Genomic DNA, 11,771 nt, shown 5'->3' with positions numbered 1-11,771 from the left:
GCTCGTTATAACGAGCCGACTCGGCGTGATTTTGCGTCAGGATGAGCCGACTCGACCTTGAAGAAGGGCGAGCACGCCACACAGGCATCTGGTTTTTCGTCATACGATTTTCTTATGGGTACTGCCGAGCAGATTCAGAAGTGGGCGGATGAGGCCGAAGCGGGCTACGACGTCAATCAGCTGAAGCGTCGCGGACGAGGTCGACAGGGGCGGGGCGCCGAGCCGATGCAGGTCGTTGCCGTCCGTCTCACTGCCGAAGAGCTCGAAACCCTGGACGCTCTGGCCGAGCGGGAGCACCTGTCTCGATCCGAGGTGATCAGGCGCGCTGTGGCCGGGTACGCGGCGTGGATGACGATGTGATCGCGGTGCCCTAGCATCCCCGCATGACCGTTCGGATGTTGGAACCTACGGAGTGGGCGACCGCTCTGGACCTGCGAGTGGCCGCGATGACGGAGTCACCGGAGGCCTTCGGTTCGTCGGTGCCGCGTGAGCGCGGGCTTTCACTAGAAACGTGGGAGGCCAGACTTACCGACAATGCCTGGTTCGCGGCGTTCGATGCGGACGTTGCAGTGGGGCTGGCCTGCGGCATTCACACCGACTCAGCCACCGAACGAGAATTGACCGGTCTCTGGGTAGCGCCAAGCCATCGGGGCACCGGACTCGGAGACGCTCTAGTGATCACCGTTCGAGACTGGGCGGCGCTCGAAGGTGCCCAACGACTGACTCTCGAGGTCGTAGGAACCAACAGAAGCGCGGTCGGTCTCTACGAGCGGCACGGTTTCGCTGTGGTCGAACAGACCGAGATCCCTCGCACAGGTCTGCGTGAGACCGACATCGTGATGAGCCTCGACCTGTGTGAGTCAAACCCGAAGGCTCGTCGAGTCGGCTCGTCGTAACGAGCCGACTCGGCCTGATTTCGTGTCAGGACGAGCCGACTCGATCTTGGGAACGGGTCAGCCGACGAGGTGGGGGTCGGGGGTGTTGACGGGCTCGCCCTCGATCCAGACGCTGCGTACGTCGGCGGGGGTGCCGAGGGCGAACATCTTCGCCAGGGCGTTGGTGGGGTCGGCGGCGTGGGTGAGGCCGACGTCGAGGGGTGTGCTCGGGGCGGGCTTGATCCACTGGGCGTCGAAGCGGCGGCCGACGCAGAAGTCGCCCACCGCGGATCCCAGGCCGAGGGCTTCCGCGCCGGCGCGGGTGGCGAGGTGGAGGAGGTGGGTGGGGGTCAGTGGGTGACCGGCCTCGCCGAGGAGCTGCTGGGTGACGTACGCCTGCAGGCCCTCCTTGAGCAGGGAGAACCCGGTGCCGGCGCCGACGTCGGAGCCCATCGCGACGCGTACGCCGTGGGCACGGTGGCGGGCGAGCGGGAACAGGCCGCTGCCGAGAGCAGCGTTGCTGGAGGCGCAGTGGGCGACGCCGGCGCCGCGGGCGGCCAGGAGGGCGAGCTCGGGGTCGGTGGGGTGGACGTTGTGGGCCAGTACGGTGCCGGCGCCGACCAGGCCGTGCCGGTCGTAGGAGGTCACGTAGTCGCAGCCGCTGAGCTCCTCGACGACCTCGATCTCGCGGGAGTTCTCGTTGACGTGAGAGGTGAACATGGCGCCCGGTACCGCGCCGAGCACGTCGGCGCAGGCCGCGAGCAGGTCGTCGGTGCACGACAGCGTGAACCTCGGGGTCACGGCGTAGCGGGCCCGGCCGATACCGTGCCATCGGTCCGCGAGGGCAAGAGACTCCTCGCGGGCCCGGTCCGGGTCGGTGAGCAGGTCGTCGCGGATGAGCCGGTCGCTGACCACGAGTCCGCTGGTGATCCGCAGTCCGACCCGGGCGGCCTCGGCGAAGACCGTGTCGACCGCGGGCGCGAAGTGGCTGCCGAAGACCAGCGCCGTGGTGGTGCCGGCGCCGACCAGGCCGCGTACGAAGTCGGTGGCGACCCCCTTGGCATAGGCGGGGTCGGCCAAGCGCGCCTCCTCGGGGAGGGCGCACTGGTCGAGCCAGTCGAGCAGCGGCAGGCCGAGGCCGCCGATGACGCGTACCTGCGGGAAGTGCACGTGGGTGTCGACGAAGCCGGGCAGCACGAAGCCGCCGGAGAGGTCGACGACCTCTTCCTGGGGGTGCTGACGGTGCAGGTCGGCGTAGCCGCCGCGGGCGCGGATCACGCCGTCGCGTACGAGCAGTGCGGCGTCCTGCTCGGCGCGGAGCCGACCGCCGGTGAAGGGGTCGTCCGGGGTATCGAGGAAGGTTCCTCGGAAGAGCGTCATCGTGGGGTTCACCTTGGTTGTTGTTCGGTTGATGCGGGCTCGCCCGCGAAGATCTGGAGCAGCCGGGCCGCGACGCTGACCGCGATCGTGGCCGGCTCCTTGCCGCCGAGATCGGGAAGGCCGATGGGTGTGGTGATGCGGGCGATCGCCTCGGGGGTGTGGCCCTCGTCGGCGAGCTTGGCCCGGAACCGGCTCCACTTGGCGCTCGAGCCGATCAGCCCGATCGACGCCAGATGGGACGCGCGCAGCGCCGCGTCGCACAGCGCGGCGTCCTCGGCGTGGTCGTGGGTCATGACCAGGACGTGGGTGCCCTCGGGCAGCTCGCCGATGACGAGCTCGGGAAGCACCGGCACCTGGTGGACGTGGATGCCGGCGACGGCGTCGTCCAGCCCGCGCAGCTGCTCAGGCTCGAGCTGGGCGGCGCGGGAGTCGACCAGGTGTAGCTCGAGATCGTGGCGGGCCAGGATGCGCGCCAGCTCGAGCCCGACGTGGCCCATCCCGAAGATGGCCACGGACGGTACGACCGGCAGCGGCTCGAGCAGGAGCTCGACCTCGCCACCACAGCACTGCACGCCGTGCTGGTAGGGCGCCTTGTCGGAGAGCGACACCTTCAGGTTCTCCGGCACCGCACGGTCCTCGCTGAGCATCGCCCGAGCGCGCTCGATCGCGACCGCCTCGAGGTTGCCACCGCCGACGGTGGCCCAGGTGCGGTCGGCCGAGACGACCATCTTCGCCCCGGCCTCGCGCGGCGAATGACCGCGCACGGACGTCAGGGTCACCAGTACGCCGGGGACCCGCTGCTCGCGCAGTCGCTGGACGGCGTTGAGCCACTCCATCGTGATCACTTCCCTCCGGCCATGGCCGGCTCGGGCTCGCCGGCGGAGGCAGCAGCATGCGGCGTACGGGCCCTGTCGAGTGCCCAGTAGACGGCCTCCGGGGTCGCGGGGCAACCGAGATCGAGGCTGGTGCCGGCCGGGCCGAAGGCGGCGGCCGCCTCGCGCAGTGCCTCGCGTACGGAGAAGGCGAGCATCAACGGGGGCTCGCCGACGGCCTTGGAGCCGTAGACGACGCCCTCCTCGTGCGCCTTCTCGAGCAGCTTCACCCGGAAGTCCTCGGGCATCTCGGAGAAGCTCGGCAGCTTGTAGGTGCTCGCCGCCTGCGTCGCCAGCCGGCCGCGGTTGGGCCCGTCGGAGGTGTCCCAGCGCAGGTCCTCCAGGGTCAGCCAGCCGGCGCCCTGCACGAAGCCGCCCTCGATCTGGCCGAGGTCGATCAGCGGGCTGAGGCTGTCGCCGACGTCGTGGACGATGTCGACGCGCCGCAGCGTGTAGTCGCCGGTGAAACCGTCGACCTCGACCTCGGACGCCGCGACCCCGTTGGCGAAGTACTTGAACGGCTCGCCCTGCATGACGTTGGGATCCCAGTGCAGACCCTCGGTGCGGTAGAAGCCGGCCGCCCACAGCTGCACCCGCTGGTGGTAGGCGGCGTTGACCAGCTCGTTCCAGCCGATCTCCCCTGAAGCGGGGGAGAGGCCGTGGACGACACCGTCGTCGAAACGTACGTCGCTGGGGCTGATCCCGAGACGGCCGCCGGCGACCTGGGCGAGCCGCTCGCGGATCTGCTCGCAGGCGTTCTTGATGGCCGCCCCGTTGAGGTCGGCGCCGGAGCTGGCCGCGGTCGCCGAGGTGTTCGGGACCTTGTCGGTGCGCGTCGGGGCCAACCGGACCCGGGACAGGGGCAGACCGAGCGCGGTGGCGGCCACCTGAAGCATCTTGGTGTGCAGACCCTGGCCCATCTCGGTGCCGCCGTGGTTGATCAGCACCGAGCCGTCCTTGTAGACGTGGACGAGGGCGCCGGCCTGGTTGAAGGCGGTGAGGTTGAACGAGATGCCGAACTTCACCGGCGTCATCGCCAGGCCGCGTTTGGTGTGAGGGTGGGTGCGGTTGAACTCTGCGATCTCGGCGCGCCTGCGAGCGACCTCGCCCGAGTCGGCGACCTGGTCCCAGCAGGCCGCCAGCCGGTCGGCCTGGCGTACGGGCTGGCCGTACGGCGTGGTCTGGTCCTGCTGGTAGAAGTTGCGGCGCCGCAGCTCGATCGGGTCGATGCCGAGCAGGGGCGCGCAGCGGCCGAGCAGGTCCTCCATGACGAGCATGCCCTGCGGGCCGCCGAAGCCGCGGAACGCGGTCTGGGAGGTCTTGTTCGTACGCGCGACCCGGCCGTCGACGCGGATGTTCGGCACCCAGTAGGCGTTGTCGATGTGGCACAGCGCGCGGGCCAGCACCGGCTCGGACAGGTCGAGGCTCCAGCCGCCGTCAGCAGTCAGCGTGGCTTCGAGGGCGAGGATGTGGCCCTCGTCGTCGAACCCGGCGCGCCAGGTGCTGTGGAAGCCGTGGCGCTTGCCGGACATGGTGATGTCCTGGGTGCGGTTCAGGCGCAGCCGTACCGGACGGCCGGTCAGGGTGGCGCCGAGCGCGGCGATGGCCGCGTAGCCGTGCGGCTGCATCTCCTTGCCGCCGAACGCGCCGCCCATCCGCAGGCACTGGACGGTGATCTCGTGGCTCGGGACACCGAGCACGTGGCCGACTATCTCCTGCGTCTCGGAGGGGTGCTGGGTGCTGCTGTGCACCAGCACCTGGCCACCCTCGTCGACAAGAGCGAGGGACGCGTGGGTCTCGAGGTAGAAGTGCTCCTGGCCGGCGAACTCGAACTCGCCCTCGAAGACGTGGGCGGCGTTCTCGAGAGCGGCAGCCGCGTCGCCGCGAGCGAGGTTGCGCGGGGTGCCCTGGAAGCTCTCCGCCGCGATCGCCTCGGTCACCGTGACGAGCGAGGCCAGCGGCTCGTAGTCGACCTCGACCGCGGCCGCGCCCAGCCGGGCGGCCTCGAGCGTCTCGCCGAGGACCCAGCACACCGCGTGGCCGTGGAACATCACCTCGGTCGGGAAGAGCGGCTCGTCGTGCTTGGTGCCTGCGTCGTTGACGCCGGGTACGTCGTCTGCGGTCAGTACGCGGACCACGCCCGGGACCGCGTACGCCGGTTCGGCCCGCAGCGCGGTTACCATGGCGTGCGTGTGCGGGGCCTGGACCGGCCAGGCGTGCAGCGTGCCGGCGATCCGCCCGACCAGGTCGTCGGTGTAGAGCGCCTCGCCGGTGACGTGCAGTGCGGCGCTCTCGTGCGGCATCGGGATCCCGACGATCGGGTTCTCCGGGCGTTCGGACAGGGCGCTCATACCGACACCTCCTCGCGGTGGGTCTCTGGGTGGGTGTGGAACAGGCGCAGCAGGGACTGGCCCAGCATCGCGGAGCGGTAGGACGAGCTGGCGCGGTGGTCGTCCATCGGGGTGCCCTCGCCGGCGAGGACGGCCGCGGCGCGGCGTACGGACTCCTCGGTCCAGGGTTGCCCGACCAGTGCGTCCTCGGTCGCGACGGCGCGCAGCGGGGTGGCCGCGACGCCGCCCAGCCCGATCCGGGCACGGACCACGGTTCCGTCGGCGATCTCGAGCGCGTAGCCCACGGCCACGCTGGAGATGTCGTCGAAGCGGCGCTTGGCGATCTTGTGGAAGGCGACGAGCGGGGCCAGCGGCAGCGGGAGCCGTACGCTGCGGATCAGCTCGTCGGCGGCCAGGACCGTCTCGCGGTAGCCGGTGAAGTAGTCGGCCAGCGAGACGACCCGCTCGCCGCGCGGCGAGGCCAGGACGAGCTCGGCGTCGAGCGCGAGCAGCGCCGGCGGGGCGTCGCCGATCGGGGACGCGGTGCCGATGTTGCCGCCGATCGTCGCGCTGTTGCGGATCAGGCGCGAGGCGAACTGGGGGAAGAGCTCGGCCAGGATCGGCACCCGGCCGTTGAGCTTGCGCTCGATCTCGGTCAGCGTGAGGGCCGCGCCGATCTCCACGTGGCCGGTCCGGAAGGAGAGCTCGCGCAGCTCGGGCAGCCGGTCGACCGCCACGACCAGAGGCGCGCGGCGGCCGCGGAGGTTGACCTCGACGCCCCAGTCGGTCGAGCCGGCCACGACCTGGGCCTCCGGCCGCTCGACCAGCAGACCCAGTGCCTCGGTGAGCGTCTCGGGGCGGACGAACTCGGCGCCGTCGACGGAGATCCGGGTCGGTCGCGGCTCGGGTGGCGGCTGCTGCTGACGGGACGCGAGGGCGTCGCCGTCCTCCGGCGAGCCCAGGGCGTACGCCGCGTCCCGGATCGGGCGGTACCCGGTGCAGCGGCACAGGTTGCCGCTCAGCGCGTGCAGATCGACGCCGTTCGGGCCGTGCTCGTGATCGCACACCTCGGCTTCGTCCCCGTCACCGGTGGTCGAGCTTGTCGAGACCCGTCCCGGGCGGTAGAACTCCGCGGCCAGGCTGCAGACGAAGCCCGGTGTGCAGTAGCCGCACTGCGACCCGCCGCGTACGGCGAGCTCCTGCTGGACCGGGTGCAGTTCGTCGCTGGACCCCAGGCCCTCGCTGGTGACGAGCTCTTGACCGTCGAGCGCGGCGACCGGCACGAGGCAGGCGTTGACAGAGGTCCACTCGGTCGGCGAGGTGGTGCCGGGCCGGGCGACCAGCACCGAGCAGGCGCCGCACTCGCCCTCGGCGCAGCCCTCCTTGGCGCCGGTGAGGCCGCGGCCGCGCAGCCAGTCGAGGGCGGTGGTGTGGGCGGCGACCCCGGCTAGGGGCAGCTCGTCCCCGTTGACCGTCACCCAGGGGACACAGGGGGCGCTGGATGTGGTCATGACTGGCTCCGGATCGGGTTGCGGGTGCGGGCGCTGTGGATCGGGTTGGCCTCGCGCAAGAAGTCGTCGAAGCGGTGACCGGCGATCTTGGCGATCTCGATGAGCGCCGCGGCGTGCTCCTGCCGTTCGCAGTTGCCGAGCCGCTCGCGACCCTCGGCGAGGATCCGGTCGAGCGAGGTGGAGTCGCGTACGGAGATGACCAGTGGGAAGCCGAACCGCTCGTGGTAGGCGTCGGTGACCGAGGTCAGAGCCTCCTGGTCCGGCTCGGCGAGGTGGGTCAGGCCGCGCGAGGACTGGTCACGCAGCGACTCCTCACCGACGATCCCGTCGGAGACCAGGCGCGAGCCCAGCTCGGGGTAGGCCTCGATCAGCTCACGCTGCTCCTCGACGGAGCCGCTGAAGAGCGTGTCCTGGAATGCTCGGCGCAGTGCGTGCGTGTCGGTGAACGGCCGTTGCTCCCAGGCCCGTTCGACCATCCACCGCGGTCCCTGGAAGAGGCCGTCGAACGTCTCCACGAACTCGGTACGTCCCATCTGGTTGACCTGGTCGAGCCGGACTCCGTCGCCGGGCTGTCCGGCGACGGCCGGGCCGTAGTTCGGGCCGACGTGGTGGAAGACGATGTTGAGCAGGATCGCGGTGAGGCTGCCGAGGGTGATGCCGCTGCCGAAGATGATCTCGGCCCAGCCGGGGACGGCCTGGGAGACCTCGGGCTGTGCGGTGACGTACATCGCCAGCCCGACGCTGGTGGCCACGATCACCACGTTGCGGTGGTCGTGGAAGTCGACCTTGCTGAGGGTCTGGAAGCCGACGACGGCGACCGTGGCGAACATGGCCAGCGCGGCGCCTCCGAGGACCGGGTGCGGGATGCCGGCGACGATCGCACCGGTCTTGGGGAGGAGTCCGATCAGCACCATGATCAGGCCGGCGGAGGCTACGACCCAGCGGCTCTTGACCCGGGTCAGCCGGACGAGGCCGACGTTCTCGGCGAAGCAGGTGTAGGGGAAGGAGTTGAAGACGCCGCCGAAGGTCGTGGCCAGGCCGTCGGCGCGCAGGGCGCGGGCGATGTCCTCGCGACCGATCCGCTTCTCGACGATCTCGCCGGTGGCGAAGACGTCACCGGTGGTCTCGACGGCCGTGATCAGCATGACCACCACCATCGACACGATCGCGGCAGCGGAGAACTGTGGCCAGCCGAAGTGGAACGGGGTGGTGACGCCGACCCAGTCGGCGCTGGCCACCGAGTCGAAGTGGGCGTCGCCCAGGGCCCACGCCACCAGGGTGCCGACGAGCAGGCCGACGAGCACGGCGACGGTGGCCATGAAGCCCTTGAACACGCGCTGGATGATCACGATCAGCGCGAGGGTGCCCAGGGCGTAGGCGAGGTTGCGGCCGCTGGTGGGGTCCGAGGCCGGGCCGGCGCCACCGGTGGCGTCCGCCGCTGCGACCGGCAGCAGGGCGATGCCGATGATGGTGATCACCGAACCGGTCACGACCGGCGGGAAGAACCGGATCAGGCGGCTGAAGAAGGGCGCGATGAAGAAGGTCGCGAGCCCGGCGACGATCACCGCGCCGTAGATCACGAGCAGTCCGTCTGTGCCGCCACCGGCAGCGAGCCCGATCGCGATCATCGGCGAGACGGCGGTGAAGGTGACGCCCTGCAGCAGCGGCAGGCGTACGCCGACCTTCCAGAAGCCGACCGACTGGATGATCGAGGCGATGCCGCAGGTGAACAGGTCGGCGTTGATCAGGTGGATCAGCTCCTGCTGACTCAACCCGATCGAGTTGGCGAGCAGGATCGGGACGATCACGGCGCCGGCGTAGAAAGCGAGCACGTGCTGGAAGCCGTAGACGGCGAGCTTGCCGGCCGGGAGCACCTCGTCGACGGGGTGGGTGGTGCCGGCAGCACCCTTACGCTGCGGCCGGATCGACCTCAGGACTGCTCTGGCATTCATCGCCTCACACCTTTCTCGGGGGCGCTCTCGCGGTTGGTGAGCGTGACGTACCTCACAGCCTTCCTTCTTCGGTCTCGTTTGGGCATCCGTCGATCATCCGAAGATGCGGTCCACGCGGATCCGGCCCTTTGTGTGATGCTCCAAACCGGGCGAGGGATCGCATGTAACACGTCGTTCGTAGGACTATCCGGTCGTTCCAATAGGGCGAGTAGTCCTACGAACGACGTGTTACATGCGGCCGGCGGACCAGTTCGGCTCGGGCCGTGTTCACAGCGATCTGAGGGCCAGGAAGACGTCGACGCGGTCCTCCATCGTGCCCAGGTCACGCCCGGTCAGCTCCTCGATCCGGGAGATCCGGTAGCGCACGCTGTTGACGTGCAGGTGGAGCGATTCCGCCGTACGTGTCCATGACCCGGTGTACGTCAGGAATCGGTCGAGGGTCGCCATCAGATCGCTTCCGGTGCGCCGGTCGTGCTCGAGGACGGGGCCGAGGACGCGCTGCGCGTAGGTGCGGCGGATGTCGTCGGGGACCGTGGCGAGCAGCAGTACGTGTGAGGTGACCTCCTCCGAGCTGGAAAGCGCCACCGCACCGCCGCCGGAGCGGGCGACCCGGTGCGCGAACCGGGCCTCCTCGAGCGCGCCGGCCAGTGCGTCGATGCTGCTCTCCCCGCTCAGACCGACCGACAGCGAGCCGCGGAGCAGGGCCGGTGCCAACCGACCGAGCGAGGTACGCAGCTGATCGGTGAGGTCTGCGCGTGAGGGTAGGAACGCGACCGCGCATCCGTCCCGGGCGTTGGCGACCACGGATGGTCCCAGGCCCAGGGCCACGTCCTCGAGCACCGCGGCCACCGCGTCGGGTGGGCCGCCCGGCCCGAGCTGGGCCACGGCGAGCACGAGCGGACGGTCGGGGTCGAGCCCGGACTGGCGTAGCGCGGTCCCGATCTCGGCGGGTGACGAACCGGACTCGAGATGGGCGAGGGTCTCGGCAGCGAGAGGTCGCCGGACGCGAAGCCCCTCGTCGCGCCGCGAGCGGTCCAGCGCGGTGATGGCGCCGAACTCGTGGACCATGTCGAGGTCCTCTCGCGGCCAGGTGGTGTGGTCGCCCTCGATCACCACGGTCCACCCGGTGAGGCGGTCGGCCAGGCCCGATCCGACGGCGAACAGGGAGAAGCTCCGGCCCCCGACCTCGGCCACGGCGGGCAGCAGGTCCGCGGTCAGGAAGCGGCGGGTGAGCGCATCGACCACGTCGGTGTCGAGATCACCAGGACCGGGTACGACGTGTCGGCCGCTGGCTGTGAGCACCCGGCAGGCGTGGCCGATCTCGGAGGCCACCCGGGCGGCCAGCTCGTCGAGGCTGCGGCCCGAGGCGATGGCGGAGAGGAGCTGGCGCTGGCGGGCCAGGCTGGCCGACATCCGGGCGCTCGCGCCGGCCGCGCCGGTGGCCGCGACGTGCTCGGTCACGTCGGCGAACGCCACGTCGCCCGGGACCTCGACCAGGGCGACCTGGTGGCGGCGGCAGGCGGCGACGAGGTCGTCGGGAACCGCACCGAGCAGGGCCGCGCCGGCCAGCAGGCAGATCGCGCCGCCTTCCGAGATCGAGGACACGAAGGTCTCGCTGTCCTCGGGGCCACGGCGCCAGACCAGGCCGGTGAGCACGAGCTCCCCGCCGGTCAGGTAGCGGCCAGGCTCCAAGAGGTCGATCGTGATGGTGCGCCCCACGGGTCGCTCCAGCGCGTCCTTGGGCGCATGCAGGAGCCGCAGCCCCAGGTGGGGCGTCTCCAACAGCTCTGCCAGTTGCACGGTGCCTCCACGGTTGGCCGTTCGTACGCCCCACCCGCGCGATCTCTTTAGAGGAACGTACAACGCCGACGCCCGCACAGGGCAGGTCCGTTGTCGGTTCTTCACTTCCTCGCGGGTCGGGGTCCGTCCAGGGTTGACGTGACTCCACTCACATCCTTATATTTCCGAATAACAGAAATCAAATTCCACGATACGGAAGGAATGCGCTGATGTCCCACCAGCTCCGCTATGAGGTGAACTGCTCGATCCTGTTCACCGAGCTTCCGCTGCTCGAGCGCCCCGCTGCGGTGAAGGCCGCCGGATTCGACGCGGTGGAGTTCTGGTGGCCGTTCGCCGAGGCGGTGCCGTCCGAGGCGGACGTGGACGCCTTCGTCGCCGCTGTGCAGGACGCCGGGGTGCACCTGGTCGGCCTCAACTTCTTCGCCGGCGACATGCCCGCCGGCGACCGCGGCCTGGTCTCGTGGCCGGCCCGGTCGACCGAGTTCCGCGACAACATCGACGTCACGATCGGCATCGGCGAGCGGCTCGGCTGCACCGCGTTCAACGCCCTCTACGGCAACCGCGTCGACGACGTCGCCGCCGAGGCGCAGGACGAGCTCGGCGCCGAGAACCTCGCGCTGGCCGCCCGTGCGGCAGCCCGCATCGGCGGCACCGTGCTGGTCGAGCCGGTCAGTGGCGCCGACCGCTATCCGCTGCTCACCGCCGCCGACGCGATCGCGGCGATCGATCGAGCGGGCGAGGCCAACATCGGTCTGCTCGCCGACCTCTACCACCTCGCCGTGAACGGCGACGACGTCGACGCGGTGATCGCTGCGTACGCCGCTCGCATCGCCCACGTCCAGATCGCCGACGCCCCGGGACGCAACGAGCCCGGCACCGGCGACCTCCCGCTCGAGCGGCAGCTCGCCGCGCTCGAGGCGGCCGGGTACGCCGGCTGGGTCGGGCTGGAGTACAAGCCCGCCACCACCTCGGCAGAGAGCTTCGAATGGCTGCCGCGCGAGCGCCGGCCCAATTGCCGAGTCGGCTCGTTCTGACCGAGATCACCGTCGGG

Annotated in this window: 9 protein-coding genes; 3 read left to right on the top strand and 6 right to left on the bottom strand. The window is 70.4% G+C overall.

Annotated features, from left to right (window positions below; genetic code table 11):
- Nucleotides 1-114 precede the first annotated feature (114 nt).
- Nucleotides 115-360, top strand: a complete 246-nt coding sequence (locus tag ACRDPS_RS23875) for a ribbon-helix-helix domain-containing protein (RefSeq protein ID WP_431504163.1) — start codon at nt 115-117, stop codon at nt 358-360.
- A 23-nt stretch (nt 361-383) separates the two neighbouring features.
- Nucleotides 384-896 (top strand): GNAT family N-acetyltransferase, encoded by a 513-nt coding sequence (locus ACRDPS_RS23870; protein WP_431504162.1) that lies wholly within the window; start codon nt 384-386, stop codon nt 894-896.
- A 57-nt stretch (nt 897-953) separates the two neighbouring features.
- Here the strand turns inward: ACRDPS_RS23870 and ACRDPS_RS23865 are convergent, their stop codons facing one another.
- The 6 genes from ACRDPS_RS23865 to ACRDPS_RS23840 all read right to left on the bottom strand — a co-directional run bounded on the left by ACRDPS_RS23865 (nt 954) and on the right by ACRDPS_RS23840 (nt 10,720).
- Nucleotides 954-2,255: a guanine deaminase gene (locus ACRDPS_RS23865; RefSeq protein WP_431504161.1), complete on the bottom strand. Its 1,302-nt coding sequence runs from the start codon at nt 2,253-2,255 to the stop codon at nt 954-956.
- A gap of 8 nt (nt 2,256-2,263) precedes the next feature.
- The gene (xdhC, locus tag ACRDPS_RS23860; RefSeq protein ID WP_431504160.1) at nt 2,264-3,091 is read right to left on the bottom strand and encodes a xanthine dehydrogenase accessory protein XdhC; all 828 of its coding nucleotides are present in this window, start codon (nt 3,089-3,091) and stop codon (nt 2,264-2,266) included.
- 5 nt (nt 3,092-3,096) lie between these two features.
- Entirely contained in the window at nt 3,097-5,478 is a 2,382-nt protein-coding gene (gene xdhB / locus ACRDPS_RS23855) for a xanthine dehydrogenase molybdopterin binding subunit (protein WP_431504159.1), read from the bottom strand.
- A complete protein-coding gene (locus ACRDPS_RS23850) occupies nt 5,475-6,968 on the bottom strand; it encodes a xanthine dehydrogenase small subunit (RefSeq protein WP_431504158.1) in 1,494 nt (497 codons plus the stop codon). Before ACRDPS_RS23850 ends, xdhB begins: the two co-directional genes overlap by 4 nt.
- Complete coding sequence (gene uraD / locus ACRDPS_RS23845; RefSeq protein WP_431504157.1) at nt 6,965-8,920, bottom strand: 2-oxo-4-hydroxy-4-carboxy-5-ureidoimidazoline decarboxylase; 1,956 nt, start codon at nt 8,918-8,920, stop codon at nt 6,965-6,967. The genes ACRDPS_RS23850 and uraD overlap by 4 nt, the downstream gene beginning before the upstream one ends.
- Before the next feature lie 267 nt (nt 8,921-9,187).
- The gene (locus tag ACRDPS_RS23840; RefSeq protein WP_431504156.1) at nt 9,188-10,720 is read right to left on the bottom strand and encodes a PucR family transcriptional regulator; all 1,533 of its coding nucleotides are present in this window, start codon (nt 10,718-10,720) and stop codon (nt 9,188-9,190) included.
- 209 nt (nt 10,721-10,929) lie between these two features.
- Here ACRDPS_RS23840 and ACRDPS_RS23835 point away from each other — a divergent pair, with 209 nt between their 5' ends.
- A complete protein-coding gene (locus tag ACRDPS_RS23835) occupies nt 10,930-11,754 on the top strand; it encodes a hydroxypyruvate isomerase family protein (RefSeq protein WP_431504155.1) in 825 nt (274 codons plus the stop codon).
- The last annotated feature ends 17 nt before the right edge of the window (nt 11,755-11,771 follow it).

Source organism: Nocardioides sp., from assembly GCF_050699375.1.
GTDB lineage: Bacteria > Actinomycetota > Actinomycetes > Propionibacteriales > Nocardioidaceae > Nocardioides.
This window is presented reverse-complemented; position numbering and strand designations above follow the sequence as displayed.

Coding starts and splice junctions, on each gene's coding strand:
- ACRDPS_RS23875 (WP_431504163.1), top strand. CDS start 115: ATGGGTACTGCCGAGCAGATTCAGAAGTGGGCGGATGAGGCCGAAGCG.
- ACRDPS_RS23870 (WP_431504162.1), top strand. CDS start 384: ATGACCGTTCGGATGTTGGAACCTACGGAGTGGGCGACCGCTCTGGAC.
- ACRDPS_RS23865 (WP_431504161.1), bottom strand. CDS start 2,255: ATGACGCTCTTCCGAGGAACCTTCCTCGATACCCCGGACGACCCCTTC.
- xdhC (WP_431504160.1), bottom strand. CDS start 3,091: ATGGAGTGGCTCAACGCCGTCCAGCGACTGCGCGAGCAGCGGGTCCCC.
- xdhB (WP_431504159.1), bottom strand. CDS start 5,478: ATGAGCGCCCTGTCCGAACGCCCGGAGAACCCGATCGTCGGGATCCCG.
- ACRDPS_RS23850 (WP_431504158.1), bottom strand. CDS start 6,968: ATGACCACATCCAGCGCCCCCTGTGTCCCCTGGGTGACGGTCAACGGG.
- uraD (WP_431504157.1), bottom strand. CDS start 8,920: ATGAATGCCAGAGCAGTCCTGAGGTCGATCCGGCCGCAGCGTAAGGGT.
- ACRDPS_RS23835 (WP_431504155.1), top strand. CDS start 10,930: ATGTCCCACCAGCTCCGCTATGAGGTGAACTGCTCGATCCTGTTCACC.